A 25,794-nucleotide genomic window follows, 5' to 3' on the forward strand; every position below is an offset into this window, starting at 1 on the left:
TCATGGAAGGCTTCGATCCCACCGAGAAGGCCGCCAGCCAAGTCCCGGCCCTCCAGCTTCTGGCTGCGCTCGGCTTCGAGATCCTGGCCCAGCAGGACGTCGAGGCCCGCCGCGGGAAGCTGTCGCGCGTGCTGCTGGAGGACGTGCTGGCAGAACGCATCCTGGCGATCAACGCCTTCACCCGCTACGGCGTGGAGCACCGCTTCAACGCGGCCGACGCCGAGGAGGCGATCCGCGCGCTGAAGCCCGCGCCCGACAAGCTGAAGGGCCTCATCGGCACCAACCAGGACCTCTACGACACGCTCATTCTCGGCGTCTCAGTCCAGAAGGTCGTTGACGGCGACGCCAAGAGCCACACGATCCGCTTCATCGACTGGGACGATCCCGCCAGCAACCGCTACCACGCCTCGGCCGAGTTCCGGGTGGAGCGCACGGCCTCCACCGAGATGCGCCGCTGCGACATCGTCCTTTTCGTCAACGGCATTCCCTTCGTCATCATTGAGAACAAGGGCCAGACGGAGGACGTCGCTCAGGGCGTCAGCCAGCTCATCGGCTACCAGAAGCCTGAGAACATCCCGACCCTGTTCCACTACGCCCAGATCCTCATCGCGACGAAGCCGGGCGAGGCCCGCTACGCCACCACGGGCACGCCGAAGAAGTTCTGGCTGAGCTGGACGGACGAGGAGGACAGCGAGGCCGAGGTGACCGCGGCCGCCAACACCCCCCTGCCGGCGGCGCAGCTGAAAGCCCTGTTCTCGGGGCCTTTCGCGGGGCTCCGGACGCATTTCGAGAAGGCCGCCGCCGCGGGACCGCGCCTGGCGACCGAGCAGGACCGGACCCTGTATGCCCTCTGCCGGCCGGACCGGCTGCTGCAACTCGTCCGGGTCTTCACGGTGTTCGACGCCGGCATCCGCAAGGTGGCGCGCTACCAGCAGTTCTTCGGCATCCGCAGGACCCTCGCCCGGATCAGGGAGCGCGATGGGGAGGGGCGCCGCCGCGGCGGCGTGATCTGGCACACCCAGGGCTCGGGCAAGTCCCTGACCATGGTCATGCTCGGCAAGGCGCTGGTGTTCGACCGGGCCGTCCAAGCACCGCGGCTGTTGATCGTCACGGACCGTGACGACCTCGACAAGCAGATCGCTGCCACCTTCAGGGCCTGCGACATGGCGCCGGTCCGCGCCGCCAGTGGTAAGGACCTGGCCGACAGGCTGATAGCCGGGGAACGCCTGATCACGGCGATCATCAACAAGTTCAAGATCGCGGCCCGGGCGACCGACTTGCGCATGACGGAGGAGGATCTGTTCGTCCTGGTGGATGAGAGCCACCGCTCCCAGAGCGGGAGCTTCGCCGCCCGCATGCGCCAGCTGCTCTCGCGCGCATGCTTTATCGCCTTCACCGGGACGCCGCTGCTGAAGAAGGAGCGAAACACCTTCACTCAGTTCGGCGGCATGATCCACACCTACACGATCAACCAGGCCGTGCAGGACGGGGCGGTCGTCCCCCTCCTTTACGAGGGGCGCCTGGTGGACCAGAAGGTGACGGGCAAGACCATCGACGGGTGGTTCGACAAGCTGTCCGAGGGGCTGAACGAGCAGCAGAAGGCGGATCTCCGATCGAAGTTCAGCCGCATGCAGCTGCTCTCCCAGACGGAGCAGGCGCTCTACGCCAAGGCGGTCGACGTCTCCGAGCACTTCCGGAAGTCCTGGCAGGGCACCGGCTTCAAGGCCCAGCTGGTCGCGCCTTCCAAGGCCGCGGCAATCCGGATGAAGGAGATCCTGGACGACATCGGCCATGTCTCCTCCGCGGTGGTCATCTCGCCGCCCGACGACAGGGAGGGCAACGACGCCGTCGACGAGGCCTCCAACGACAGCGTTCGCAAGTTCTGGGACAAGATGATGAAGGCCTATGGCACGGAGGAGGAATACAACCGTGCCATCATCGAGGCCTTCAAGGGCAGCGGGGATCCGGAGATCCTGATCGTCGTGTCCAAGCTGCTGACCGGCTTCGACGCACCGCGGAACACTGTGCTCTACATCTGCAAGTCGCTGAGGGAGCACAACCTGCTTCAGGCGGTAGCCCGGGTGAACCGGCTTTTTGACGGGGATGACGCCAAGCCGAAGCCGTTCGGCTTCATTGTCGACTACGAGGGGCTGCTAGGCGAGCTCGATCAGGCCCTGACCGCCTACGGCTCCCTGCAGGGCTTCGAGGACAAGGACCTGGACGATACCGTCCGCGACGTCCGCGGCGAGATCCGCAAGCTGCCCGAGCGGCATGGGGACGTCTGGGACTGCTTCCAGGGAGTGGCGAACAAGTACGACCAGGAAGCGATGGAGGTCCACCTCGCCGACGATGCTCTGCGCGACGTCTTCTACGATGCGCTGCGGGCCTTCGGCCGATCCCTGCATATCGCGCTCGGTTCGGACAAGACCTTCGACGTCTTCAGCGACAAGCAGCTCGGGACCTTCTCGAAGGACTGGAAGCGGTTCGACGCGCTACGGCGCTCGGTGCGGATCCGCTACCAGGAGGCTGTCGACATGAGCGCCTATGAGTCGAAGATCCGAGGCCTGCTGGACAAGCACGTGATCGCCGACCCGGCCACGGTCATCATCGAGAGCGTCAACATTTCCGACACGAAGGCGATCGAGAGCGTTCTTGCGGAGACCAAGACTTCGGCGGCGTCCAAGGCAGATCGCATCGCCAGCGCTACCAAGAGGACCATTTCCGAGAAAATCGGCGAGGACCCTGTGTTGTACAAGGCCTTCTCCAGGATGCTGGAAGAGACAATCGCCGCCTATCGGGAGAAGCGACTTTCGGAGAAGGACTACCTGGCCAAGGTGACCGCGGTGGCAGGCGATGTCGCGCAGGGCAAAGGGAAAGCCGATGTTTCTGGGGTAATCGCGAACAACCCTGACGCTCAGGCCTACTACCGCATCTTGCAGGGTGCATTCGCGAACGGAGAGGGCGACCCAGCCCGTGAGACAGTAGCTGCCCAGACCGCCAAGGACATCGCCGTCCTCATTGCCGGCCACCTTATCGTCGATTTCTGGAACAACGACGAGGCTCAGAAAGGCCTGATCAATGCGATCGACGATTACTTCTGGGACAGCCTAAAGCCCCAGGGGATCGAGCTGCCGCTGGCGCAACTGGACGAGCTGACCGAGGAGATCCTTCGGGTCGCACGGGCGCGGACCACATGATCCCGACTACGGTTCATCGCTTGGAGTACGGCTTGGACGCCATCGAATTCCGTGTCGAGCGGCGGAACCGGAAGACGGTCGAGATAAGCGTTCTACCGGGTGGCGACGTTCATGTCGTAGCGCCGGCTGGTGCCTCGATCGAGAAGGTGACGGAGGTCGTCCGCAAGAGAGCCGCATGGATTGCACGGCAGCGACGCTTTTTTGTCAGCTTCGCCGAGAGAACTCCGCCGCGGGAATACGTCTCGGGAGAAACCCACCTCTACCTAGGAAGGCAGTACCGCCTGAAGGTAAGGCTGGGCATCCAGGCAGGCGTCCGGCTGACGCGCGGATTTCTCCTCGTCGATAGCCATCGACCGCGGGACCGCGAGGCGACACGTGAGTTGGTCGAAGCGTGGTACATGGATCGTGCCAAGAAGAAATTCTTGGAGCGGATTGAACAGACCGTAGCTGGTTTCCGCGAACCGGATCGAGCGCGGCCTACTGGGCTAATCATTCGAAAGCTGGAGGGACGTTGGGGCTCGATGACGCCCGGAGGGCGGCTAGTGCTGAACCGGAACCTGATTAAGGCGCCAACCCCGTGCATAGATTACGTGATCTGCCACGAACTGTGCCATCGGTTTGAGCCACACCATGGGCCGGCGTTCTGGCAACTCCTGGTGCGCTACATGGCGGACTGGGAGGAGCGCAAGCAGCGACTGGAGCACTTTCTGCTCTGAAGCGGGTTCCGGCCATTACGTATGATGGGGAAGTTGTACTGCGTGGCGAGGTGTCACAATTCCTCAAACGGTCGTTTGGGGTTGAAAAATAGGCCCGGCCCGGCTTCGATCGCGCCATGGACGACCCCGAGACGCCACCCCACTTCATCGCCTACCTCCGCGTCTCGACCGAGGGACAGGGCCGCTCTGGCCTCGGCCTCGAGGCGCAGCGTGAGGCCGTCGCCCGCCACGTCATCGGCACGGGGGGCGTCATCACGACCGAGTTCGTCGAGGTGGAGAGCGGGCGGAAGAAGGACCGGCCGCAACTCGCCGCAGCCCTCGCCGCCTGCCGCACCGGACGCGCCACCCTCGTCATCGCCAAGCTCGACCGCCTCGCCCGCAACGTCGCCTTCGTGTCAAATCTCATGGAGAGCGACGTCGAGTTCGTCGCCGCCGACATGTCGGCGGTGAACCGCCTCACCGTGCACATCCTGGCCGCCGTCGCCGAGGAGGAGGCACGCATGACCTCGGCGCGCACCAAGTCGGCGCTCGCTGCCGCAAGGGCGCGTGGCGTACAGCTCGGCAACCCTCGCGTGCTCGCGGGCGATCCTGCTGCTTCCGCCAAGGGCAACGCCGTGCAGGTGGAGAATGCTCGGCGGCGCGCGGCTGCAGTGCTGCCCTACATCGCGGGAGCGCGCCGTGCGGGGGCTACGACGCTTGCAGAGGTTGCGGAGGCCCTCATGGCCCGCGGCGTGCCGGCGTCACGCGGCGGCCGGCGCTGGTCGCCCGCCCAGGTCCGGCGGGCGATGCTGAGCACCTGTCTCTGACTTTTCAGGTCACTTCGGGCCGGAGATGCTGGACGACATTGTCGAAGGCTGGCAGTGCCCGCCTCAACTCTTCCAGGATACTGCTGAAAGGTTCAAGCGCAGACCCGACATTCTCCTCCTCCAGGGCACGAGCAAGCGCCGCCGCTTCAAGGTTAAAGGGGAGGAAGAATGAGTACTCCGCGTCGGGAGCAAATTTTGTGTCCTTCACGATCTCCCCCATCTGCGCGAAAGCCTGTTTCCAAGCCCGCCCTTTCCTCAGATCCGTCTTGAACTTGAGCCCGACCTGACCGAAGCCGACTCGGCAAAGGCGAGTAAGGAACCAAGTGTCCTGACCCTCCCTCCACTCCTGATCGTCCCCTGCTCCCGCGTCCAGCTCAAACCATGCGTCATACGCATCCTCCTTCTTGGAGTCCTTTGTCCGCCAACCACGCGGCGCGAGCCAGCAGTCGGCAAACCAAATCCCATCCTCCGCCATTTTGAAATCGGCGTGCCACCCGTTCTCCTCCGCCCACTCCGCTACGATCTCACACAGGGCCTCAAGAACCAGGCCCTGAATGAGGCCGATCCGAAGCGTTGTCCTATCGAGGTCTGCGAGGTGTTGGACGATGAGGCTATCGAGTTCGGGTTCTGACATGGTCACTCCTCAGGAAAGGGTGCGAACGTGCTGGGCGAACTGATCGGCCAGGATACCGGCAAGGCCATCGCGCTTCCTTCGCGCGAGCAGCCGCGCGACGTCCTGCCACGTCACGGTGGCAAGGCCAGAGTAATTCGCCGTGGGAGGGCGGGGACTCAGGTAGATGACGTGGGCATGCGGCCTCCGGAGGACGCGTGCCTTCTCCCTCGCGCGCTCCACATAGCGAGCCAACTGCTCCGACCCTTCGATCGCGTCGATCTTCACCTCGATGAAGACGACGAAGTCGTCGCCGTCGATCGCGATGTCCACGCGGTCCGTCTCGCTTCCGAGCGGCCAATCCTCTGTGCGCACCACCGCTCGCGAGGGGTTTGCGGCGAAGAATAGCCATCCGGCGCGATCAGCCGCGAGGCGAAGGAGGTCCCGGAGCACCGCGGGACCGAGGCCGTGGGAGCCGCGTGGGTCGAGGAACCATGCGAGCACCGCCGCGTTGCGCAGTTCGTTTCGCCCTAAGCTAGCGACGGACCAGACATTGAGGAATGCGCCCGCCGTGCGCGCCGACCGGATCGGCTCCGCGAGCCGGTGCATGATCTCCTCCAGGCACATAGGGTCGAGCGATGGCGTGGAGAGAGGAGGCGTGGGTACGGAGGCCGGCTCGCGGAGAAGAGGACCGGCACGCTCCAGGAAGCGAAGGAGGCCGCACATCGGTTTGGCGCGGGCCGGTGATCGGAGGACAGCGAGGCAGTCGAGAAAGGAGCGCAGCCCCTGGGCTGTGCGGTCACTGCCGCATAGGACGAACGACATCACGCCTCCTCCTTGTCCCTGCTGACGATTGCGCTCGCGCGCCGGTGATGCCGAGCGAGATCCCGCGCCCACGCTGCTAGCTCCCGCCGCAGGCTGGCCGGCTCCAGCACCTCAACGTGCTCGCCCCAGGTTGCAAGGTGGTGGACCATTTCGCGCCGGCCGTAGGCGGTGAACCGGACGAGGAGCCGTCCGTCGGGCAGCTCCTCTGTCGTCTGCGTGCCATGGAACCGCCAAGCCCGCGCGTCGGCCGCGATCGCAGCCGAGAAGCGCAGCACCACGTCGTCCGCTTCGTCACCCTGAAACACGCCGAAGGACCGTTCCGCCCAGGCCGCGAGGTCGAAGCCGGGATCGCGGACGAAGGTTTCCGGTCGGATCGCGACGCCCCGGACGCGGTCCAACCGGAAGAGCGTCGGGTCGCCTGGGGTGCCGGCGACGGAGCCCACGAGGTAGGGCAGGGCGCCGTGCAGCACGCCGAACGGTCGGAGGCGTCGCATAGTGGGCTCCGCGCCCGGCCGGGCGTAGGTGATATCGAGCTCGTGATCGCTGAGGATCGCTTGGCGGACCTTCGCGAGCAGACCGGGGACGAGTGCCGGCCGCGGTCCCGGGCGAGCCGCCGTGCCCTCGGCCTCCATGAGCCTCTCGACGTCTGGCGCCACCCTGAGGAGAGGGCCCGAGCGCGTCGCTGCGCGGACGCGAGCGGCAAGACTCTCGAGCGCGGCGGCGCGTTCGGGCGGCGCGCCCTCGCGCTGCAGTCGCGCGGCTGCGGCGTCCAGTTCGGCCAACTCGATGGCGGTGGGTGCGAGGAAGGGGGAGACGTAGCCGTACGGGAGGCGCCAGCGGAGCGACCGACCATCGCCGAGAACGGGCTCGACCGCCGGGAAGACGACCTTCAGCACGGCGAGGTGGCGTTCGGCGGTGCGCCGTGACACCCCGGCCCGAGCCGCGATGTCGGCGAGCGACAGCCCCTCGCGCGTGCCCGCCATGTCGAGTGCGAGCCGGAGGAGCGCGCTCACCTGAGCGTGGCGTGACGGGGGCGAGATATCCCACATGAGGACGCCATTGTTGCGCGCCCGCCGCTTCCGCGTCGAGCCGGACGACGGGTCAGGGCCCATGCGGCCCGGTGAGCGCCGCGTGCCAAGCGCGGGCAAGTCGGAGCGCGTCCGGGCCGGCCCGGTGGGGTGTCGGTGTTGCGGCGAGGGTGGCGTCGTAGAGCGCGACTGCCTCCGGCTCGAGCCGGCGAAGAAGGCCTGCGAGGTCGAGGACACGCACGTCCGGTGCCGCCTCCGGCATCGCCTCGAAGAGGCGCAGGAGGAGGGCACTATCGAAATCGGCGGCATCGCTCATGAGGGTGCGGCCGGCCACGAGGCGGGCAACCGCGCGGGCGGCTTCGGGGGCAGGCGTACCTTCGCGGCGGAGGTTGTCGAGCGCGATGCCGTGCACCACCGCCGCTAGCGGATCCCAGTCCACCTCGTCCCAGTCAGGTTCGGGGCGAAGGAGAAAGCTGACGCTCAGGAAGCCCTCGGCAGGGGCCGAGGGATCGAACCAGGCGAGGCCGACCTCGACCGGCCAGCCCCCAAGCGAGGAGGCTTCAAAGTCGAGAAAGACGGTCGCATCCGGGGGCGGGGCCTTGGCGGAGGGGATGCTCACCGCGCGCCGCCCTCCTCCAGGGCCGTCCCGAACCAGTCGTCGCGGAACCAAGCAGGGGCCTCGGCGAAGGCGGCGTGGAGGTCGAGGGCAAAGCCCGGGTCAGCGCGGCAGGCGGCGCGGAGCCACCCCCGCGCAATCGCCTCGGCAACGTGGATCTCTTCGTCCTCTTCCTCCCTGTCACTCTGCACCGGCGGGAACGCCCTCGCGGTCCAGGACCACGGGCTGTACCAGCCGGCGCCCCTCGTCAGCATCCAGCACCCCTCCCCACTGCCCGCCACGCCGGCGACCGTGAGCGCGGCAATCTCGATCTGGCAGGGCACGCCCGCGACGATGGCCTCCCGCTGCAGGAGGGTTCCTGCCGCGAATGCCTCCACGAGTTCCGTTGAGATCGCGGCGGGGTACATCCCGCTTCTTGCCGACAGGCCTCGAGCGGCGATGAACTCGACAAGAGCCGCGCGGGCGCGGGGCGTGGGGATGGCGTTCCGGGGCCCGTGCGCCTCCTCCACCGTGGCATCCGAGGGATCGGTCCGGACGACGACGAGGAGTTGGCCGTCCGCGTCCGCGATGCGCCAGAACTCGGCGTCGCCGGCCCGCAGGTCGCGCCGATGACGGTCGCCGGGGCCGAGGTCGGCGAGGCAGTTGCCCGCCTCGCGCCCAAGCGCGGCGAGCGCGGCCTCGGAGGTGATCCGCGACGCGCTCGCCTCCGTGCGGGGTAGGGCGACCGTGAGGGTCGTCGTGCGCGGCTTACGCAGCGCTCTTGCCCGGATTGCAGCGGTGCGCTGACGCTGAAACAGGTCGCAGAGGCCGATGAGGCCGGGGAAGTCCACGCGCTCCTCCTCCGCAGCGCGGAGCGTCTTGCGGGCCATGGCAGAAGTTTCCCCGCCGTGATGGCGCCGCGGGTCACTCATCCAGGCAAGGGCGCGCTTGACGCGGTCGAGGGTGCGGGTCGCGGTGGGCGAAAGGCGAAGATGCCCATGAGTCGTCGGACGGGTGCGGGACGGCGACGCCGTGAGCCAGCGCACGGCAGAGGCCGCGACAGGCTCACGGACGGAGGGCGGCAGGTCGAGGCCGAGGTGGCGCAGGGCAGTCGCGCGAAGGCGTTCGGCATCAGCGTGGCTCTTGGTCCGGCTCACGAGAAGGTCTCCATGTTGATGGAGGCGTCTTACTGACCAGTTCCGTCAAAAACGGGCGGAGTTAAGTGCCAGGATGCATGTTAGAAAGGGACCTTTCAGATTGTGAAATGAGGCGCGGCAGGGCAGGATCGAAGCCTTATGACCGTCCAAACCGCCCCCGCCGGCCTGCGCTTCGTGGCCTATTACCGCGTCTCCACCGACAAGCAGGGACGCTCCGGTCTCGGCCTCGGGGCCCAGCGCGAGGCTGTTGCCCGCCATGTGGTCGGTTGCGGCGGAACCGTGGTCGCCGCCTTCGAGGAGGTCGAGAGCGGGAGAAAGCGCGACCGCCCTCAGCTTGCGCTCGCCATGGCCGAGTGCCGCCTGCGCCGCTGCACCCTCCTCATTGCCAAGCTCGACCGCTTGGCGCGCGACGCCCACTTCCTGCTCGGCCTGGAAAAAGCCGGCATCGAGTTCCTCGCCGCCGATATGCCCTACGCCAACCGTCTCACCATCGGCGTCATGGCCCTCGTCGCGGAAGAGGAGGCCCGGGCGACGTCAACGCGGACAAAGGCAGCGTTAGCTGCTGCGAAGGCGAGAGGAGTCCGGCTCGGCAACCCGCAGCTTCGGCCGGGCGATACCACCACCGCCGCCAACGCCCGCGTGGTGTGGTCGGGGCAGGCCGCCCGGCGCGCGGCAGAGGTGCTGCCCTATGTCGAGGCGGCGCGTCGAGCGGGGGCAACGACGCTCCAGCAGCTCGCGGACGCACTCACTGCCCGCGGCGTGCGGACGCCGCGGGGAGGGGCGGAATGGCGGCCGTGGCAGGTAAGGCGAGTGCTGGACCGCGCATCCGGCTGATCAGCACGAGGCCGAGGGGGACTTCCGCGAGCGAATTGCCCGGCGAAACTGTTCCTTGCTCTTGGCCGCAAGGTCCATCACCAGCTTGTTGGACCGGTATGGCGCCGCCTTCGCGTCCACCGCCGCCTCCATCTGGCGGATGGCCGCTTGCATGCTTGCAGGATCTTTGGGATCAAACCTCACGTTGACGAGTCTGCCATCGATCGCCTTCGTGAATTTCGCAAGCTCGTCCATCTCCCGCGTCAGCTTGTCGAGGCCCGTAATCTTGAACATAGGGTTAGCTCCTGTTGCTGAGGATTACGAGCACTCGGGCTGAGCAAGCAGGTTGTCGTTCCACTGCTCGTTCGCGTAGGTCTGAATGTACTTGTGGCCAGCGACGCTGGTGCGCACGCCCACCCAGGTCCGATGATTGCCGTTGCCCGTATAGAAGCGGTGCTGTTTCGTCTCGATGAACCGGACGATGTTGGGGACGGTGTCCTTCCAGCGACCCGCACCGTCTGGTTTCGACCCGCCGGCGTGCGTGATCCGGTCATGTCGACTATCGTGATCAGGCCTGTTGATGCAGTCGATCCGGTAGTCCGCCATGCTGCCTCCTCTGGCACTGCGTTCGTGGGGAAGGGGAGAAAGGACCCTGTCCAAGGACACGGCCCTCTCCAGGTCAGCCCCGTGGGGGGGTGGGGTCGTTGCCGTTGCTGTCGCGCTCACGGATGCGGCCATTGCGGCCATGGATCAGCAGTTCCGAGTCCTGGTTGCGGGAGATCTCCCGCGCCCGGTCGATTGCCTCGCGCTGCGTGTCGAACACCGCGGTCGCCCGCTGGGAGCCCGCGCCGCGGACCGCCCAGCCGTCCTCGTGGGGAACGACGTGCTGGTTCTTGCCTGCCATGTGAATCACCTCCTTTCCTCGCCACACCGCTAATCAGCAGATGTGCGTATACTGAAAGGTGGAGCGATCCTCGGCTGGTTTCAAGACCGATTCGTTCAGTCGCTCAAAGAGACGCGAAGAGGGTTCCGGAACCTGAGGGGATGCCGAGGTAGCCGAGGCAGGAGAGCCGCACGCGCGCCGCGTCCCGCGAGACCTGGTAGGCCTTTACCACGGCCTCGATCATCTCCTGCCCGACCTCGCCTGTGGCGCGCACCGGCTCGGACGAGCCCAGCCGCTCGTGGAAGGGCACGATCGTCCTCCTCACGGCCGACACCGGCATGAGCAGCGCGCCGCACACATGCCCCGCCTGCCATTCCATCCAGTCACCCTTCGGGGCGTCGATCATCCCATCGCGTTTGCAGCTCACGACTCGCGGCTTCGCGCGGACCGGTTCGAAGAGATCCGCTGTCCTCGGGTGTGCCTCGAAGAGGTACCCATGGAATCGCACGTGGCCGTACTCGTGGGTCAGCGTCGTACGCAGACGGTTCTCCCGCCGGTCATCCTCGGCGAGGGAGGCTGCGATGCGGACACGGGGCTTTCGGCCCGGCTCGAACACGGTGACGCCCTCGACATCTGACCCGTAGGCGCTCAGGTCGGCATACTGGTCGAGGTCCTGGACCTCATCCTCGATCAGGGTCTTGAGATCCTCGGTCTCGATCGGGAACTCGACCTTCCCGCGATGCTTCCGCAGGAACCGGATGACGATGCTCTCGCACTCCCGGTCAAGTTCAGCCTCCGTATAGAATGGCCGTTGCTGGAAGCGTCCCGTCGGGTCCGGAATATAGCGGACCATCAGCGTCGCTTCCCCTTGCTGAGGCTCTTCCGGAAGGCGAGCACCGCCTCTCGCACACGCTCCGGCGACGCGGACGCGGCCTTGCGGATGTCCTCGGGATGCACCTTCCCTGCAAGGATGAAGAAGTACTCCGGGTCCGCGCCGAGCGCCTCGGCGAGGGCAGATACCATGTGGTCCGTCGTCGGGCTCCGCCGGTCGTGTTCGATATCGTTGAGATACTGCGGAGTGATCGGGAAACCGTCCTCCTTCAGGACGCGTGCGGCGAGATCCTTCTGGCTCAGCCGGAGCGTCTTGCGGGCAGCGGCCACGGCCCCGCCGAATGTCACCTCATCCGCCACTTGGTCCCGCTATTCCTTGCTACGCTGATCCGCGAAGCAGCGTGCGGCAGAAGGTTTCGGCCGTCAACGACTGAGCGCCAGCGTACCTACTATGGACCCACCTTAGTTCTGCTTGGGCAGAAGTGTCTGGCCTTTCCCTTGAGAAGCCTCGCGCGCACAATCGTACCGGGCCGACTGGATCAGCGCGGGAACGACCTTGTAGCACTGCCACTCCGACTGCCGGTACTGGCCCCCCTCAAAGCGCAGCACCACGCGACGGAAGCTTTCCCGCAGCAGGCCGTCGCCACGCGGCGGCGTGTGCTCGTAGAACCAGAAGCGCGCCGGATCGGGCTGTGCCAGACCCAGGCGGCTCCTGACCCGCCCCACCAGACCACGCACGCCGCCAGCGCGGCCGGCCTGCTGTTCAGCGATAGCGCAGGCCTCGCGATACATGGCGGTCGCCAGCAGCTCGACGGTGTTGGTGACGCTGGGCCCTGGCGTGCCCCAATCCTGCATGAAGCAGATGTGCCAGCCATCCGCCCGCTCATCCACCGTCACCAGCGTGCGGACGTTGCGGCTTGGCGCATATCCGGTGGGGTACAGCTCGCGCGGCGAGAATTCGCGCCAGGCGCGGATCAGCCCCGGCGCCGCCGGATCGGCAAAGGCGTCCAGCTCGTCGACATGGAACCAGATCCGCCGCGTCGCCGAGGGCGGCAGCGACAGCGCCTCGGAGATCGCCAGCCCCATCCAGCAGGAGATCAGCCCGCGCAGCGCCGGGATCTGCTTGGCCCGGTAGGGCATCCACAGCGTGCCCCCGCCTTCCCGCATCCAGCGCCGCACCGAGAAGGGCGCGCCCTGCACACCGGCGAGCGGCCGCAGGCTGCCCAGGGCGGGCGCCAGCGTGCCCATGATGCCGGCCAGCATCTTCTCGTTGCCGGTCTCGAAGTAGCGCTGCGCCGCGGTACCCTCGCAGAGCTGCGCCAGCTTGTCCCGCCCGGCGGTGGCCATTGCCGCGACGAACGCCTCGGTGTCACCCAGCGCATGCCGGTGCTATGTTTCCAGGCAGGCGGCGAACACCTCGCGCGCGCAGGAGACCCATTCGCTGCCCCCCTCCGCCTGCGCGGACTGCACCACCGTCTCGGCCAGCAGCCGGTAATCGGTCGGCTCCTCGATCTCGGCCAGCATGTCCCAGCGCGCGCTGCGGGCATCGGCCGGGTTCAGGATCACGTCGCCTTCGCGGTGGAACAGCCGCAGGGCGCTGCCATCCGGATCGGCGACCACGTGCCGGTCGCCGCGCGCGAAGGCGGTCTGCATCAGCCCCTGCAGCGCCACCGACTTGCCGCTGCCGGTGATACCGATCACCGCCAGGTGCCGCACCTCCGCCTAGGAATGCAGCACCACCCCGGCCAGGGCGGTCTACCCCTTGCGTATCGCCTGTCTGGCGGCGCGCCAGCTCTTGCCTTTATGCCGCATGATGCGGGTGCCGCGCAGCGGCGTCGGATCGCGCGGCGGCAGCAGCAACAGCGGCGCCAGCACCCCGAGCAGCAGCGCCAGCCCCGGCATGACCAGGCCGCGCAGCGCCTCGCTCGGCAGCGGCGCCCAGCGCATCAGCCCCAGGCCCAGCAGCCCGCCGACGGCCCAGCCCAGCGCCGCCTGCACCATGGCGATCCAGGTCCAGCGCGTCACCGCGACCAGCAGCCCGATGGCCAGCGCTCCCGGCAGCGCCGCGGCGAGGAAGGCCTGCGGATAGCCGCCCTCGATCATCTGCGGCCAGCGCCAGTCGAGATAGGCGGCCAAATTGTTGGTGTAGCGCCAGTGTTCCCGGGCCAGATCCCACAGGTTCAGACGATAGCCCGGCGGGATCAATTGCGACGCGGCCTTGGTCCAGGCCAGCACCATCGCGCCGCCGCAGGCGACGAGCCCCAGGGGGTCGTTTGCGGGAGAGGGCGAAATCCTACGCTAAGGCTTTGGCCAACGATATTCTCCGGTAAGATTGATGTGTTCCCAGGGGATAGGAGAAGTCGCTTGATATCTAGTATGACGTCTGTCGCACCTGCTTGATCGCGGCCGCGATAGCTAGATCGCGTTGCTCCTCTTCTCCATCCGCGTTCCAAGCTGCGGAAAGGCACCCATAAGCGTACGCCTGGTCGAGCAGGCGACGCGGATCGACGTCCAGCGCACGAGAGAATGCGTCCGCCATCTGTGCAATGCGTCTAGGATCGAGACAAAGGTCGTCTCTGTCAGCCGGATCGTAGAACATATTGGCGGCGCCAAAGCCCACTTCACCGACCAGACCGACGGGATCTATCACCAGCCAGCCGCGACTGGAGAACATGATGTTTTCATGATGCAGATCGCCATGTAGCCCACGCAGTTCCGAGGCATTGCTCATCATTTGATCGGCTATAATCGCCGCGTGGACGTAGTCAGTTTGACAACCTGCGTTTTGATCATCGCGCGCCCGCTGAAACAAAGCTGCAAAGCGATCCCGGATCGGGAGAAGGGCAGAAGGCAGGGGTTCCTCAGATGCGGCATACAGCTTCGCCATTAGTTCCGCTGCAATTTCGGTCGCCTGGTAGTCGCCGTGCTCGGCAACGATGTGAGAGAGCATTCGCTCCCCGGCATATTCGAGCAACATCAGATTGTTCTCACGACCGAGCAACCGGACTGCTCCCCTCCCATTGCGCCATACCAGATAGTCGGCCCCGCGCAGTTCATCAGCAATGTCTTCTATAGGTTTCAATCCCTTGACGATTGCAGGAGTCCCGTCTGGCAATGAAACTTTCCAAACGAGGCTGGAAAAGGTGTCCGCAATGAGAACAGGTTGCGAAACGTGCCAATGAGCAGGAAAAACAGGCGGCATGAACATCAACCCCAAGTCAGAGGGTCCAATCGCAGATAGAAGGCAAGGCGTTCGCGGTCGGGGGCTTCGATCCCCAATACATTGAATAGGACAGCGAAGGCGCGCTCTGCTTCATCTGGCGCTGCCCAGTTCTCTTCGGCGTTAGCAATCATGAGTGCCAAATCGGCATAGCGATCTGCTGTTCCGAGCCGCCCAAGGTCGATCAGACCCGTGCATTGAAGAGTTTTAGGGTCCACCATGAAGTTCGGCATGCAGGGATCACCATGGCAAACAACCATATCGGTGCGCTCTTGGTCGAGCCGCACCGGTAGCTCTCGTTCGACACGAGCCAAAAGATCGAGCTGCGGCGTACTCTTGTCCTCGTCCGGTAAGAAGTCGGGATTGACGGCATTGCGGGACACCACATCAACGGCGCGTCCGAACATTCGCGACAGCCTGCGCTCAAACGGACATTGATCAACCGATAGGCTGTGAACAGCGCCAAGTTGCTGCCCCATTGACGGCCACGCTTTGAGCAAATCCGCTCCAGACAGATCAGCCGCCGGTACTCCCGGAATTGCCGTTATCACCAAGCATGCACCCTCCTGTTCCTCCTGCCAGTTGATCACCTCGGGGCAAGCCACACCTCGACCTTTGAGCCAAATGAGGCGGTCACGCTCTCCAGCGAGCTCACCGCGGCGGGAAGCAGGTGCGATTTTCGCGAAGGCATGCCCGTCACCACGTCGAAAAACAAAATCACCAGATTCTCCGCCTCTGACAGGCAACCAGTCAGAATGCGATTCACCAAAAAAAATATTAGTTCGATTCAATGGAGGTTCCTTCAGTTTTCTGATGAAGCGCGGAGGTGGCTCAACCTGCGAAAAGAAACGAGTTGCTACGTAAGTCCGAGAACATGCTTTCCATGGTCTCTGAGCTCGCCTTTGGGACCGACATATCGGTAGAGAGTGACGCGCTCGATGCCGAGTTCCTTGCAGAGATCGGAAACTGAAGTATCGCGCTGGGCCATGGCGGCTTGCGCGAGACGCACCTGAGCTTTGGTGAGCGCGAATTTTCGTCCGCCCTTGCGACCGCGCGCTCTCGCGGAGGCGAGACCCGCCATGGTGCGCTCTCGGATCAGATCCCGCTCGAACTCGGCCAAGGTGGCGAAGATTCCGAACACCATGCGACCGGACGCAGTCGTGGTGTCGATCTGAGCGCCCTTTCCAGTCAGAACCCGCAGGCCGATCTTGCGGTCTGACAGCTCCTTCACCGTGTTGACCAGATGGGCAAGCGATCGTCCGAGGCGATCGAGCTTCCAGACCACCAGCACATCGCCGTCACGCAATGACTTGAGGCAGGCAGTCAAGCCAGGGCGATCATCACGACCGCCGGAAGCAAGATCATCATAGATATTGTCCCGTTCGACACCTGCGGCGCGCAAGGCGTCGTGCTGCAGGTCGAGAGACTGCGAGCCATCGGCTTTGGAGACGCGGGCATATCCGATCAGCATGTATCACAAACGTTGGTTTGAGGCGGCGCTTCGGCCACGATTGCATTGACCTCTGGAAATGTATCTCAACCAGCTTCATAAACAAAGCGTCTTGAACGCTATCAGATTTTGAAAAAGGAACATGTATGCCGCGTCGCGTCACTCTAACCGATCGGCAGAAAGACGCGCTGTTGCGCTTGCCGACTTCACAGACGGATTTGCTCAAGCACTATACGCTGAGTGATGAAGACCTTGGGCATATCAGGCTGCGTCGGCGCGCTCACAACAGGTTCGGCTTCGCCCTGCAATTGTGTGTCCTGCGCTATCCCGGCCGGGTGCTGGCTCCAGGCGAACTGATCCCTGCAGAGGTCATCGAATTTATCGGAGCGCAGCTTGGCCTGGGTGCCGACGATCTCGTAGACTATGCTGCCCGCGAGGAAACACGGCACGAGCATCTTGCCGAGTTACGGGGGCTCTACGGCTTCCGCACCTTCTCCGGACGTGGTGCGAGCGAGCTGAAGGAATGGTTGTTCCGAGAAGCCGAGATGGCGGTGTCGAACGAGGATATCGCCCGTCGCTTCGTAGCCGAGTGCCGACGCACCCGCACTGTCCTTCCCGCGACATCCACGATCGAGCGGCTTTGTGCCGCGGCTCTCGTCGATGCCGAGCGACGCATCGAGACGAGGATCGCCAGTCGGCTGCCTATGTCGATCCGAGAACAGTTGCTGGCATTGCTCGAGGAGACGGCTGATGATCGGGTGACCCGTTTTGTGTGGCTGCGCCAGTTCGAGCCTGGCTCGAACTCTTCGTCGGCCAACCGGCTGCTCGACCGGCTCGAATATCTGCAACGCATCGATCTCCCCGAGGATCTGCTTGCCGGCGTTCCTGCCCATCGGGTGACTCGTCTGCGCAGGCAGGGTGAACGGTATTATGCCGACGGCATGCGCGATCTCCCGGAGGACAGGCGGCTTGCGATCTTGGCTGTTTGCGTCTCGGAATGGCAGGCGATGTTGGCCGACGCAGTGGTCGAAACCCACGACCGGATCGTCGGCCGTCTCTACCGTGCTTCGGAGCGTATTTGCCATGCAAAGGTCGCAGACGAAGCGGGGGTGGTGCGTGACACCCTGAAATCCTTCGCCGAGATCGGGGGCGCCCTGGTCGATGCACAGGATGATGGCCAGCCGCTGGGCGATGTCATCGCGAGTGGGTCAGGGTGGGACGGCTTAAAAACCCTTGTTGCAATGGCAACCAGGCTGACCGCCACCATGGCCGACGATCCGCTCAATCATGTGCTCGACGGTTATCACCGCTTCCGCCGATACGCTCCACGCATGTTGCGCCTGCTCGATCTGCGAGCTGCGCCCGTTGCACTGCCGCTTCTGGAAGCGGTGACGGCCCTTCGTACCGGTTTGAACGATGCCGCGATGACCAGCTTCTTGCGGCCCAGCTCGAAATGGCATCGCCACCTTCGGGCCCAGAGGGCTGGCGACGCTCGCCTATGGGAGATCGCGGTGCTGTTCCATCTGCGCGATGCGTTCCGCTCCGGAGATGTCTGGCTTACTAGGTCCCGGCGCTATGGCGATCTGAAACACGCACTCGTTCCGGCACAATCCATCGCGGAAGGCGGTCGTCTCGCTGTGCCATTGCGGCCGGAGGAATGGCTGGCAGACCGGCAAGCTCGCCTCGACATGCGGTTGCGCGAGCTTGGCCGTGCCGCTCGCGCAGGCACGATCCCGGGCGGGTCGATTGAAAACGGCGTTCTGCATATCGAGAAACTCGAAGCCGCCGCGCCGACAGGCGCCGAAGATCTGGTGCTCGATCTCTACAAGCAGATCCCGCCCACGCGCATCACCGATCTCCTGCTGGAGGTGGATGCGGCGACCGGCTTCACCGAAGCGTTCACCCATCTGCGCACAGGAGCACCCTGCGCTGACCGGATCGGGCTAATGAACGTTATCTTGGCGGAAGGGATCAACCTCGGCTTGCGCAAAATGGCGGATGCGACAAACACCCACACCTTCTGGGAATTGATCCGCATTGGACGGTGGCAGGTCGAGGGCGAAGCCTATGACCGGGCGCTGGCCATGGTGGTCGAGGCACAGGCAGCGTTACCCATGGCCCGGTTCTGGGGCATGGGCACGTCGGCTTCGAGCGACGGACAGTTCTTCGTCGCTACAGAGCAAGGTGAGGCCATGAACCTGGTCAACGCGAAATATGGCAATACCCCGGGCCTGAAAGCCTATAGCCACGTCTCCGACCAATATGCGCCGTTCGCAACCCAGGTGATTCCTGCAACGGCAAGCGAAGCGCCTTACATCCTCGATGGCCTGCTGATGAACGATGCTGGACGCCATATCCGCGAGCAGTTCACCGACACGGGCGGCTTCACCGATCACGTCTTTGCCGCATGTGCCATTCTCGGCTACCGGTTCGCTCCGCGCATCCGCGACCTGCCATCCAAACGGCTCTACGCGTTCAATCCGTCGGCCGCCCCGGCGCACCTGCGAGCGTTGATCGGCGGAAAGGTCAACCAAGCCATGATCGAGCGCAATTGGCCCGACATCCTGCGCATCGCCGCCACCATTGCTGCCGGGACCGTCGCGCCAAGCCAGATTCTGCGGAAACTCGCCTCCTATCCGCGGCAGAACGAGCTCGCGACAGCCCTGCGGGAAGTCGGTCGCGTCGAGCGCACCCTGTTCATGATCGACTGGATTCTGGATGCCGAACTCCAACGGCGTGCCCAGATCGGGCTCAACAAAGGCGAAGCTCATCATGCGCTGAAGCGGGCAATCAGCTTCCACCGCCGCGGTGAAATCCGCGACCGTTCCGCCGAAGGCCAGCATTACCGCATCGCCGGCATGAATCTGCTCGCCGCCATCATCATCTTCTGGAACACCATGAAGCTCGGCGAGGTCGTTGCAAACCAGAAACGCGATGGAAAGCTGCTATCGCCCGATCTCTTGGCCCATGTTTCGCCGCTCGGATGGGAACACATCAATCTCACCGGAGAATATCGCTGGCCAAAGCCTTAGCGTAGGATTCCGCCCCCTCCCGCAAACGACCCCCCCAGCACGGGCAGCAGCCATTTCTCGTCGGGACGTGACAGCATGGGTTCTCCTCTCACCAGCTGAGGAGGATGGCGGGCGATGGCCATCCCCTGCGGACAAGCTCAAGGCAGGTGGCGCAAACGGCCTGGAGGCGACAGACTGCACAACTTAAAATAGTTGTTATACAAGAAGACGCTAGGCCTGGTGGTGAGCCGCTGCTCGGATCTAATCAGAAGCAGTAGCAGGGCGTGGATCGCAGCAGGGCACCCTGACTTATGAAAAGTCTGAGGGCAGTGCTGAGAAAGGATCCAGCGCCGGCACTTCCAGAGGTTCGAAGTCTCGAAGATTCCGCGTCAGAACGGTGTAGCCGTGCTGCAGGGCAGTGGCGGCGATGGTCACGTCTGCCAAGCCAGGGTCATAGCCCTTGCCCCGGGCCAGATCGGCGAGCCGTCCCATATACCTTGCCACTGGCAGATCTACGGGAAGGATCCGGGCGCCATAAAGGTGCAGCACGGTCTCGAGCCACTCCGACAGCCTCTCGGCTTTCCTGGTGGCACCCTGACGGCGGGCCTTGGCGATGCCATCCTCCACTTCGGTCACCGTGATAACCGAAAGGAAAAGGCAGGGGCTGTTGCGGTCCATCCAGCTTGCGAGGTCTGGCGCGGCCACCGCTTTGGTCGGAGCCGCGGCCGAGAGAACATTGGTGTCGACGAGGTACAGGGGTTAGAGCCCCGCATCGCGCAGGCCACCCTGGCGGGACGGCAGGTCGTCCTCCTCCAGCGGTGCTGCCATCAGCAGACGGCCGAAAGAAGGCACCTGGGACAGGCGCTGCCACTCCTCGAAGCTCACCACCACCGCCTCGGGGCGACCATGCCGGGTGATCACCGAAGGCTGCCCGGCCTTCGCCTGATCCACGACGGCTGACAGGGTGGCCTTGGCATCGCGAAGCTGGATTTCCTGCACAGGAGCCTCCGTAACCACTGTAGTCATATTGTGGCCTGCGGTGCCCGGGTGCAAGAGGAGATCCTGTTGCCGCGTATGTAGTGAGCATCGGGTCCAGACGTCGATGATGGCGCCGTCATTGCCAAAACCAGCCCGGCGATCAGCCAGCCGACAGGCACTCCGGAATGGCTCGCCCAGCCCGCCCTACCGCTCCGGCCCCCTGTCCCGGTCTTGTCCGCGTTCCACCGCCGGCGGATCGGGCTGCCGCAGCGCCTGCCGGCGCGCTTCCGCCTCCTGTCCGGTTTCGCGGGTTGGCTCCCGCGCGAACGCCGCTCGCAGCTGCTCGCCCCGATCCGGCGCTGCCGCGGTCGCAGGGAACGCCGCGCGCAGGCTCTCGCCCTGCGCGGGGACCTCTTCCGAGCCGGGCTGGGCCAGACCGGTGAGCCGGCTGCGGCGCCAGTTGATCCGGCATGACCGCCAGCTGAGCCGTCTGCGCATGGACGCTCGCAAGCAGGACACCCGCAATAAGATCCAGCTCGGTGGCTTGGTGATCAAGGCCGGGCTCGGCGAGGAAGAAACCGCCGTGATCTTTGGTGCCCTGCTGCTCACCGCCGAGGCGATCAACGGACCGGAAGGGGAAGCCGCCAAACGGCGTTTTCGGCGCGAAGGCGATCGGGTCTTCTCCGCGGAGCAGCAAGCCAGGGCGGGCGATGTTATCGCAGGATAGGCTTGAACAGCGCCCGGCCTGGGAGCGCCTCGCAGAAGCCTGGGGCTGCTTCTGCGAGGCGCTCCGCCCGCCCGTCGCATCTATCGCTCAGGGCCCAGGGAAGGCAGCAGACAATGGCAGGGCCCGGCGTTCCCTATCCGCCAGGATCGACCCGGAAATGTCCTGCCGTCTCACGCTTCCCCACCGCCCAGCTTGCGCCGGGTGCGCATTGAGGACGACGGCGCAGGCAAGCCCTCGAACCGTCGGTCCCGGCCTTCAGCAGGCGGCAGCAGCAGGGAGATAACCATGTCGGATCAGACACCACTTTCGGGCCCCGGCGAGGTCAGCGATGCCGGCGCGGATGAGACCGACCGGCTGATTTCCTTGGACAAGGTCGAGGGCACCTCGATGTACAACCCACAGGGCGACAAGCTCGGCTCGATCCACACCGTCATGCTCGATAAGTACTCGGGCCAGGTGTCCTACACAGTGATGAGCTTCGGCGGTTTTCTGGGCATTGGCGAGAGCTACCATCCGCCACCCCTGGAAATCCCTGACCTACGATCCGCAGCAGGGCGGCTACGTGGTGAATGTCAGCCGCGAGCAGCTTGAGGGGGCGCCAAGCTATGCGGCGGACGAAACACCCTGGACGACGCCCGGCTATGGCAGGCGCGTGTCCGACTATTATGGCGTGCCGCAGATCTGAACGGCAGCCAAGCGACGAGGGTGGGAGAGGATTCAGAGCCTCTCCCACCGTCCAATCGTGGTCCTGTCGGTGGGGCGTTCCGCTCGCCTTCGTGGCGTGTGCCGCGCTTCGCTGACGGCCTCTCACAGCATCAGGACCAAGCCATGAGCGATCCATTTGATCTACTTTATCGCAGCCCGAATGGCGACACTTGGTAGTTGCTCCAGGATCCGATTTCCGGTCGATACCTGGGGCGGCACGAGGCCAACCTATCCTCAGGAGGCCACATGACCGAGCTCGCCGTGGAAGCCTTTCTGGCCCAAGGCGGAGCAGGCCCGGAATACGCGGCAGCACGACGTTTGATGGCCGCCAGATCCGACAGCGTCGAGCCAAGACAATGATGCGGGCTTGACGCACGATCACCTCCACGGAACGTCGCCAGGACGTACTGTCGATAAAATGTCCGCTTATCGCGAGGCTGCCGGCCAGGCCGGCCGGTCGCCCCAATTGGCCGTGCTGATCGCCTCTGGCAGCAATCCCCATTTCGCCGCCAAGCCTTGCAACGCAGCGACCGGCAGGCTGTCTCGTCCCTCCTCTTCTCGCGCCTTCCTGAGCTTCTTTTTCACTGGAGAGACTTCGACTGACCGAGCGTCGGTATCGCTTGGAGCCCAGCGGTCCGGCGTGGCGAACAGATAGGCCGAGGTCCATTGCGACCAGCGGCCGCCGACCACCAGGCCGCGCCGGACATGGCCCAGGATGCCGGCTGCTTCGAGCCGCTGCAGGGCGAGTTGCACGGTCGACCGGGCACAGCCCGCCCAGCGTGCCAGCTGCTCGAGGCTGGGATCGCAGACGCCATGCCGCGACGGACCGCGATAGAGCAGGGTCCAGAGGAGGGTGATCCCGGTGCGGCGCAGACAGCCGCCATGCAGCCCTGGCCGGTGCGTCAGCCGCTCCAGACGGCGCGCGGCCTCCATGATGCGGCGCCGGTCCGCATCGCCCAGGATCTGCCGCTGCCACGCGGCAACGCGCACGGATCCGGCCCGCGCCGGGCGCGGTCGTACATCAGGCATGCCCACTCTCCTGGGCCGCCAACAGGGCACAGCTTTCCCATTCCGCGAATCTTGCGGCTTTCAACACACGTGCCTATCTTGAGATCTGAGCTTCTCGTTTGATCTCGTTCCGCCCTGGCAGGCGGGACAGGCATGATTTCAGGAAGGGGTTGTTCTGGCGGTTCTCTGCTGGGGCGACCTCTTTCTCGATTCCGCCGCCCCACGATAGAGCGACGAGCACATGATTCCTCGGCAGAGCACTGACGTCTAGAGCTTTGTTTTTCCAGTCTATATATAGCAACATATACATGTTTGTTCGCGTATATGCTGCTATATACGCATACTCACTTATGTCGCTCTCTCAGCAGAGAGATCGCTTCATCGATCAACTCGGTCTTGGTCATTCGCAGGTTGTGGCCAATCTCCCGCAACCACTCGTTGTCCTCCACTTTCAGCCGCATCGAGGTAACAACCCTTGGGGCGGGTCCGGCATCGACTGGTGGCTTTACCTGTTGCGGGATGGAATCCTTCCGGACAATAAAGTCGCCGGTGAGGATCGGCTTATCCTTTGGGCTCATCGCCTTTCCTTTCGATCGAAGCGCGTCTTGATGAATGACCAAAGTCCCGCGATCTCCGCTGCGCTTTTGCCGGTCGGATCGAGTTCCGTCACAGTCCGACCGTCGGCCATAGATGACGCGAAATCAGTTCTGGAATGGACGATGGTGTCAGCGACTGCACCGTGCTGACTGAGAGAGATTGCGGCCTGAGCTGTTATTCTGGCTCGCTGGTTTGCCTGATTCACCACAAACACCATCGGCTTGCCATGTTGCTCGACGATGTCGACTGTTCTCCCTACAGCGCGCAGGTCATGCGGTGAGGGGCGCACCGGAATGACCACCAAATCCGCCAATGCAACAGTCAGCGAGATCGAGGCTGTGATGGCCGGCGGCGTGTCGATGATCACCAGATCAACGCCCGCCTTTCGCATCGCATCAAGGGTCTTTCGCAAGTTCCCTTCGATCGGCTGGGCCAGGATTGGGGTCTCAGCTTCCCGAACTCGAAACCACCCGGAAAGACTCATCTGCTCGTCGGTGTCCATCATGGCCACCGTGCCTTCGCCTTGCCTTTCTGCCTCTACCGCCAGATGGCCGGTCAGCGTTGTCTTGCCAACGCCCCCCTTCTGGCTGGCAATCACCAGCGTGCGCATGTGCGCGTACTCCTATGCAGATATATAGCAGCATATACACATATATTTTTCCGAATGTACATAGACTCTGCTCAGTTTCAGTCTCTAATGCTCTATTAGATGACTTTTGTTCTATATTTGTTCGTTATGTAGGGTCGCGTTCAGGGTTGAGGTCGTCCAAGGAGGGAAGAGAGGAGATTCGGCTATGTAGCCCCGTGCCGAGCCGTTCACCGTGCCCCCGGGCGCACCGGACAGCCCACTCTCTCGCTGGCTGGGCTGGGCAGGTGCAGACACGATACGGCGACCCTGCCTGCCCGCCCAACCGCCTCCTCTGCGTCGGTGAACTGCTGACCGCCTGGGGTGACCAGAGCCTGCAAGCGATGGCTGACCGGCTGCGATGTGGTGTCTGCGCCCGGCCTGTTGAGCGCGTCGCCATGGTGCGCGCCACACCGGCCGGCCGCATCATCCAGCCCATGCGAGGCGGCGCCCTCCTCTGATGCCGCACTCCCGTGACGACCAAGCGGAGCCGCCGGCCTATACAGCCCCCACCAAGCAGCGCCACCTTGCTGATCACCGTGAGCGACTCATCCCCCTCACCTGGCATGTGAGGCAGTTGGCTGGACAAGGTTTCCTTAGCCACTGAGAGCGAACGAGACAGGGCCGGCATGGCCTACCGCTTCCGGGGGGAGCGGTTCTTCCAACCAGCTTGGCGGCCATGCCGGGGCCGCTAGACCGCGTCATTGGCGTAAGCCAGCGACCAGCCGCCCCAGCGGGTGTTGAAGGCATCGACTTTGGCGCGGTAGCGACGCTTCTCTGTTGCTGTCGCATCCAAGGTCTTGATGTGGCAGATCTTGATGCGATCCCATAACAGCGGGAACTCGCCCTGCATCCAGTCCCCGACGTTGAGCAGCTGACAATAGCCACCCTCGTCCGGCGCCTTCAATGGATTGGAAGCGTAGTGCGGGCAGCCCGAGCAAAACATTCCCTCGGGAACCTCGGCCACGCTTTTACCCTGGGGGTTCGCCGGTTTGGCGTGGCGCTTCTTCTTGCGAAAGTTCATTACCGGCTTCTCGGCCCCTTCGGCCACTCCTCTGAACTTGCCATTCCATAGGCGTCCGCTCGCCTTGCATCCCGCGCTGAGAGCCCGTTTGAGAATGCTCCGGGTGAGGTGTTTGTGCATCCTCGCGTGCCCAGATGGGCTGGATGTGGACCAAGGAACATCGCGCACGGCAGGCAGGGTTTGAGCGGCGCCGCTATCCGACGGACCTGACCGATCAGGAATGGCAGGTCATTCGGGCGCTGCTGCCGCCCAGCAGCGCCCGCGGCAGGCGGCCAGGCGTTGACCTGCGCGAGGTCCTGAATGCGATCCGCTACCTGGCACGGTCAGGGTGTGGCTGGCGCATGCTGCCGGTCCATTTCGGGCCATGGCAGACGATCTACTGGTGGTTCCGGCGGCTGGCACGGCGGTTCCTGTTCGCCACTTTGCACAACATCGCGCTGATGCTGGATCGTGAGCGGGTCGGGCGCGAGGCCAGCCCTTCCGCCGGAGTTCTGGACAGCCAGACAATCAAGTCGCCCCATGTGCCGGGCGGTGGTGGCTTTGACGCCGCCAAGCGCCTCAAGGGCCGCAAGCGCCACATCGCGGTGGATACCGATGGCCGTCTGCTGATGGTCAACCTAACAGCGGCCGACGTGCAGGACGCAGCCGGGGCCGAGCAGATCGTCAAGGCGATCCGCAAGCGCTGGCCCTGGCTAAAGCACCTGTTCGCTGACGGCGCCTATGACCGCGGCAAGCTGATGAGTGCTGCAGCCTACCATGACTTCGTCATCGAGGTCGTGCGCAAGCTAGCAGACCAGCAAGGCTTTCAAGTTCTGCCGCGCCGCTGGGTGGTGGAGAGGACCTTCGGCTGGATGACCCGCTGGCGCCGCCTGGTCCGCGACTACGAACGACGCTGTGACGTTTCCGAAGCCATGATCCACGTCAGCATGGGGGCGCTCCTCATCAGGCGCATCGCCCATCCATGACCATTCTCAAACGGGCACTTAGC

General features: G+C 64.5%; 29 protein-coding genes and 1 pseudogene. 9 read left to right on the top strand and 21 right to left on the bottom strand.

What is annotated here, in order from left to right; all coding sequences use genetic code 11:
* Positions 1-2: 2 nt before the first annotated feature.
* The 3 genes from ACVMLK_RS07765 (at position 3) to ACVMLK_RS07775 (ending at position 4,719) form a co-directional block, all read left to right on the top strand.
* Positions 3-3,197 (top strand): type I restriction endonuclease subunit R, encoded by a 3,195-nt coding sequence (locus ACVMLK_RS07765; RefSeq protein WP_457486075.1) that lies wholly within the window; start codon positions 3-5, stop codon positions 3,195-3,197.
* Between the two features lie 32 nt (positions 3,198-3,229).
* Positions 3,230-3,913 (top strand): M48 family metallopeptidase, encoded by a 684-nt coding sequence (locus ACVMLK_RS07770; RefSeq protein WP_457486076.1) that lies wholly within the window; start codon positions 3,230-3,232, stop codon positions 3,911-3,913.
* Between the two features lie 116 nt (positions 3,914-4,029).
* Entirely contained in the window at positions 4,030-4,719 is a 690-nt protein-coding gene (locus ACVMLK_RS07775; RefSeq protein ID WP_457486077.1) for a recombinase family protein, read from the top strand.
* A gap of 4 nt (positions 4,720-4,723) precedes the next feature.
* Here ACVMLK_RS07775 and ACVMLK_RS07780 read toward each other — a convergent pair whose 3' ends face one another.
* From ACVMLK_RS07780 to ACVMLK_RS07800, 5 genes are all read right to left on the bottom strand, one after another.
* On the bottom strand, positions 4,724-5,353 hold the full coding sequence (locus ACVMLK_RS07780) for a hypothetical protein (RefSeq protein WP_457486078.1): 630 nt from the start codon (positions 5,351-5,353) through the stop codon (positions 4,724-4,726).
* A 9-nt stretch (positions 5,354-5,362) separates the two neighbouring features.
* Positions 5,363-6,154 carry a PDDEXK-like family protein gene (locus ACVMLK_RS07785; RefSeq protein ID WP_457486079.1) on the bottom strand — a complete coding sequence of 264 codons (792 nt, stop codon included), beginning with the start codon at positions 6,152-6,154 and terminating at the stop codon, positions 5,363-5,365.
* A complete protein-coding gene (locus tag ACVMLK_RS07790) occupies positions 6,154-7,167 on the bottom strand; it encodes a helix-turn-helix transcriptional regulator (RefSeq protein ID WP_457486080.1) in 1,014 nt (337 codons plus the stop codon). Before ACVMLK_RS07790 ends, ACVMLK_RS07785 begins: the two co-directional genes overlap by 1 nt.
* Positions 7,168-7,255: 88 nt before the next feature.
* Positions 7,256-7,801: a hypothetical protein gene (locus ACVMLK_RS07795; RefSeq protein WP_457486081.1), complete on the bottom strand. Its 546-nt coding sequence runs from the start codon at positions 7,799-7,801 to the stop codon at positions 7,256-7,258.
* Positions 7,798-8,667: a hypothetical protein gene (locus tag ACVMLK_RS07800; RefSeq protein WP_457486082.1), complete on the bottom strand. Its 870-nt coding sequence runs from the start codon at positions 8,665-8,667 to the stop codon at positions 7,798-7,800. Before ACVMLK_RS07800 ends, ACVMLK_RS07795 begins: the two co-directional genes overlap by 4 nt.
* 405 nt (positions 8,668-9,072) lie before the next feature.
* On the opposite strand from ACVMLK_RS07800, the gene ACVMLK_RS07805 reads away from it, so the two are divergent.
* Positions 9,073-9,768: a recombinase family protein gene (locus ACVMLK_RS07805; protein WP_457486083.1), complete on the top strand. Its 696-nt coding sequence runs from the start codon at positions 9,073-9,075 to the stop codon at positions 9,766-9,768.
* Here ACVMLK_RS07805 and ACVMLK_RS07810 read toward each other — a convergent pair whose 3' ends face one another.
* The 10 genes and pseudogenes from ACVMLK_RS07810 to ACVMLK_RS07855 form a co-directional block, all read right to left on the bottom strand.
* Positions 9,769-10,041 carry a hypothetical protein gene (locus tag ACVMLK_RS07810; RefSeq protein ID WP_457486084.1) on the bottom strand — a complete coding sequence of 91 codons (273 nt, stop codon included), beginning with the start codon at positions 10,039-10,041 and terminating at the stop codon, positions 9,769-9,771.
* 24 nt (positions 10,042-10,065) lie between these two features.
* Positions 10,066-10,353 carry a DUF3892 domain-containing protein gene (locus ACVMLK_RS07815; protein WP_457486085.1) on the bottom strand — a complete coding sequence of 96 codons (288 nt, stop codon included), beginning with the start codon at positions 10,351-10,353 and terminating at the stop codon, positions 10,066-10,068.
* A gap of 73 nt (positions 10,354-10,426) precedes the next feature.
* Positions 10,427-10,651, bottom strand: coding sequence for a DUF2188 domain-containing protein (locus tag ACVMLK_RS07820; protein WP_457486086.1), 225 nt, complete (start codon positions 10,649-10,651; stop codon positions 10,427-10,429).
* A gap of 103 nt (positions 10,652-10,754) precedes the next feature.
* Entirely contained in the window at positions 10,755-11,483 is a 729-nt protein-coding gene (locus ACVMLK_RS07825) for an ImmA/IrrE family metallo-endopeptidase (RefSeq protein WP_457486087.1), read from the bottom strand.
* Positions 11,483-11,821 carry a helix-turn-helix domain-containing protein gene (locus ACVMLK_RS07830; protein WP_457486088.1) on the bottom strand — a complete coding sequence of 113 codons (339 nt, stop codon included), beginning with the start codon at positions 11,819-11,821 and terminating at the stop codon, positions 11,483-11,485. The genes ACVMLK_RS07825 and ACVMLK_RS07830 overlap by 1 nt, the downstream gene beginning before the upstream one ends.
* A gap of 102 nt (positions 11,822-11,923) precedes the next feature.
* A pseudogene (locus tag ACVMLK_RS07835) lies at positions 11,924-13,177 on the bottom strand (type IV secretion system DNA-binding domain-containing protein).
* Between the two features lie 39 nt (positions 13,178-13,216).
* Positions 13,217-13,699 carry a hypothetical protein gene (locus ACVMLK_RS07840; protein WP_457486089.1) on the bottom strand — a complete coding sequence of 161 codons (483 nt, stop codon included), beginning with the start codon at positions 13,697-13,699 and terminating at the stop codon, positions 13,217-13,219.
* 133 nt (positions 13,700-13,832) lie between these two features.
* A complete protein-coding gene (locus ACVMLK_RS07845) occupies positions 13,833-14,669 on the bottom strand; it encodes an aminoglycoside O-phosphotransferase APH(6)-Id (protein WP_000480968.1) in 837 nt (278 codons plus the stop codon).
* A complete protein-coding gene (gene aph(3'')-Ib, locus ACVMLK_RS07850; protein WP_001082319.1) occupies positions 14,669-15,472 on the bottom strand; it encodes an aminoglycoside O-phosphotransferase APH(3'')-Ib in 804 nt (267 codons plus the stop codon). Before aph(3'')-Ib ends, ACVMLK_RS07845 begins: the two co-directional genes overlap by 1 nt.
* Positions 15,473-15,537: 65 nt before the next feature.
* Positions 15,538-16,152, bottom strand: coding sequence for a recombinase family protein (locus ACVMLK_RS07855; protein ID WP_000904906.1), 615 nt, complete (start codon positions 16,150-16,152; stop codon positions 15,538-15,540).
* Between the two features lie 125 nt (positions 16,153-16,277).
* Between ACVMLK_RS07855 and ACVMLK_RS07860 the strand changes: the two genes are divergently transcribed.
* Entirely contained in the window at positions 16,278-19,163 is a 2,886-nt protein-coding gene (locus ACVMLK_RS07860; protein WP_209228710.1) for a Tn3 family transposase, read from the top strand.
* Between the two features lie 288 nt (positions 19,164-19,451).
* On the opposite strand, the gene ACVMLK_RS07865 is transcribed toward ACVMLK_RS07860, so the two are convergent.
* On the bottom strand, positions 19,452-19,898 hold the full coding sequence (locus tag ACVMLK_RS07865) for a PIN domain-containing protein (RefSeq protein ID WP_457486098.1): 447 nt from the start codon (positions 19,896-19,898) through the stop codon (positions 19,452-19,454).
* 3 nt (positions 19,899-19,901) lie between these two features.
* Positions 19,902-20,141: a type II toxin-antitoxin system Phd/YefM family antitoxin gene (locus tag ACVMLK_RS07870; protein WP_457486090.1), complete on the bottom strand. Its 240-nt coding sequence runs from the start codon at positions 20,139-20,141 to the stop codon at positions 19,902-19,904.
* Positions 20,142-20,559: 418 nt separating this feature from the next.
* On the opposite strand from ACVMLK_RS07870, the gene ACVMLK_RS07875 reads away from it, so the two are divergent.
* Both ACVMLK_RS07875 and ACVMLK_RS07880 read left to right on the top strand, forming a co-directional pair.
* Positions 20,560-20,847, top strand: a complete 288-nt coding sequence (locus ACVMLK_RS07875; protein ID WP_457486091.1) for a conjugal transfer protein TraD — start codon at positions 20,560-20,562, stop codon at positions 20,845-20,847.
* 285 nt (positions 20,848-21,132) lie between these two features.
* Positions 21,133-21,438 (top strand): PRC-barrel domain-containing protein, encoded by a 306-nt coding sequence (locus ACVMLK_RS07880; protein WP_457486092.1) that lies wholly within the window; start codon positions 21,133-21,135, stop codon positions 21,436-21,438.
* A gap of 540 nt (positions 21,439-21,978) precedes the next feature.
* Here the strand turns inward: ACVMLK_RS07880 and ACVMLK_RS07885 are convergent.
* From ACVMLK_RS07885 to ACVMLK_RS07895, 3 genes are all read right to left on the bottom strand, one after another.
* A complete protein-coding gene (locus ACVMLK_RS07885) occupies positions 21,979-22,542 on the bottom strand; it encodes a helix-turn-helix domain-containing protein (protein ID WP_457486093.1) in 564 nt (187 codons plus the stop codon).
* A gap of 362 nt (positions 22,543-22,904) precedes the next feature.
* Complete coding sequence (locus tag ACVMLK_RS07890) at positions 22,905-23,138, bottom strand: hypothetical protein (RefSeq protein WP_457486094.1); 234 nt, start codon at positions 23,136-23,138, stop codon at positions 22,905-22,907.
* On the bottom strand, positions 23,135-23,767 hold the full coding sequence (locus ACVMLK_RS07895) for an AAA family ATPase (RefSeq protein WP_457486095.1): 633 nt from the start codon (positions 23,765-23,767) through the stop codon (positions 23,135-23,137). The genes ACVMLK_RS07890 and ACVMLK_RS07895 overlap by 4 nt, the downstream gene beginning before the upstream one ends.
* Before the next feature lie 263 nt (positions 23,768-24,030).
* Between ACVMLK_RS07895 and ACVMLK_RS07900 the strand changes: the two genes are divergently transcribed.
* The gene (locus ACVMLK_RS07900; RefSeq protein WP_457486096.1) at positions 24,031-24,243 is read left to right on the top strand and encodes a hypothetical protein; all 213 of its coding nucleotides are present in this window, start codon (positions 24,031-24,033) and stop codon (positions 24,241-24,243) included.
* Between the two features lie 230 nt (positions 24,244-24,473).
* Here the strand turns inward: ACVMLK_RS07900 and ACVMLK_RS07905 are convergent, their stop codons facing one another.
* Positions 24,474-24,926 (bottom strand): hypothetical protein, encoded by a 453-nt coding sequence (locus ACVMLK_RS07905; protein ID WP_457486097.1) that lies wholly within the window; start codon positions 24,924-24,926, stop codon positions 24,474-24,476.
* A gap of 23 nt (positions 24,927-24,949) precedes the next feature.
* On the opposite strand from ACVMLK_RS07905, the gene ACVMLK_RS07910 reads away from it, so the two are divergent.
* A complete protein-coding gene (locus ACVMLK_RS07910; protein WP_457486061.1) occupies positions 24,950-25,771 on the top strand; it encodes an IS5 family transposase in 822 nt (273 codons plus the stop codon).
* Positions 25,772-25,794 lie beyond the last annotated feature (23 nt).

This window comes from Teichococcus aerofrigidensis (assembly GCF_054073225.1).

Bases quoted from the DNA above. Each gene is read 5' to 3' on its own strand.
- ACVMLK_RS07855 (WP_000904906.1), bottom strand. From the start codon at position 16,152: ATGCTGATCGGATATGCCCGCGTCTCCAAAGCCGATGGCTCGCAGTCT.
- ACVMLK_RS07775 (WP_457486077.1), top strand. From the start codon at position 4,030: ATGGACGACCCCGAGACGCCACCCCACTTCATCGCCTACCTCCGCGTC.
- ACVMLK_RS07815 (WP_457486085.1), bottom strand. From the start codon at position 10,353: ATGGCGGACTACCGGATCGACTGCATCAACAGGCCTGATCACGATAGT.
- ACVMLK_RS07840 (WP_457486089.1), bottom strand. From the start codon at position 13,699: ATGGTGCTGGCCTGGACCAAGGCCGCGTCGCAATTGATCCCGCCGGGC.
- ACVMLK_RS07800 (WP_457486082.1), bottom strand. From the start codon at position 8,667: ATGGCCCGCAAGACGCTCCGCGCTGCGGAGGAGGAGCGCGTGGACTTC.
- ACVMLK_RS07890 (WP_457486094.1), bottom strand. From the start codon at position 23,138: ATGAGCCCAAAGGATAAGCCGATCCTCACCGGCGACTTTATTGTCCGG.
- ACVMLK_RS07805 (WP_457486083.1), top strand. From the start codon at position 9,073: ATGACCGTCCAAACCGCCCCCGCCGGCCTGCGCTTCGTGGCCTATTAC.
- ACVMLK_RS07785 (WP_457486079.1), bottom strand. From the start codon at position 6,154: ATGTCGTTCGTCCTATGCGGCAGTGACCGCACAGCCCAGGGGCTGCGC.
- ACVMLK_RS07880 (WP_457486092.1), top strand. From the start codon at position 21,133: ATGTCGGATCAGACACCACTTTCGGGCCCCGGCGAGGTCAGCGATGCC.
- ACVMLK_RS07765 (WP_457486075.1), top strand. From the start codon at position 3: ATGGAAGGCTTCGATCCCACCGAGAAGGCCGCCAGCCAAGTCCCGGCC.
- ACVMLK_RS07810 (WP_457486084.1), bottom strand. From the start codon at position 10,041: ATGTTCAAGATTACGGGCCTCGACAAGCTGACGCGGGAGATGGACGAG.
- ACVMLK_RS07825 (WP_457486087.1), bottom strand. From the start codon at position 11,483: ATGGTCCGCTATATTCCGGACCCGACGGGACGCTTCCAGCAACGGCCA.
- ACVMLK_RS07860 (WP_209228710.1), top strand. From the start codon at position 16,278: ATGCCGCGTCGCGTCACTCTAACCGATCGGCAGAAAGACGCGCTGTTG.
- ACVMLK_RS07845 (WP_000480968.1), bottom strand. From the start codon at position 14,669: ATGTTCATGCCGCCTGTTTTTCCTGCTCATTGGCACGTTTCGCAACCT.
- ACVMLK_RS07895 (WP_457486095.1), bottom strand. From the start codon at position 23,767: ATGCGCACGCTGGTGATTGCCAGCCAGAAGGGGGGCGTTGGCAAGACA.
- ACVMLK_RS07820 (WP_457486086.1), bottom strand. From the start codon at position 10,651: ATGGCAGGCAAGAACCAGCACGTCGTTCCCCACGAGGACGGCTGGGCG.
- ACVMLK_RS07910 (WP_457486061.1), top strand. From the start codon at position 24,950: ATGTGGACCAAGGAACATCGCGCACGGCAGGCAGGGTTTGAGCGGCGC.
- ACVMLK_RS07780 (WP_457486078.1), bottom strand. From the start codon at position 5,353: ATGTCAGAACCCGAACTCGATAGCCTCATCGTCCAACACCTCGCAGAC.
- ACVMLK_RS07905 (WP_457486097.1), bottom strand. From the start codon at position 24,926: ATGCACAAACACCTCACCCGGAGCATTCTCAAACGGGCTCTCAGCGCG.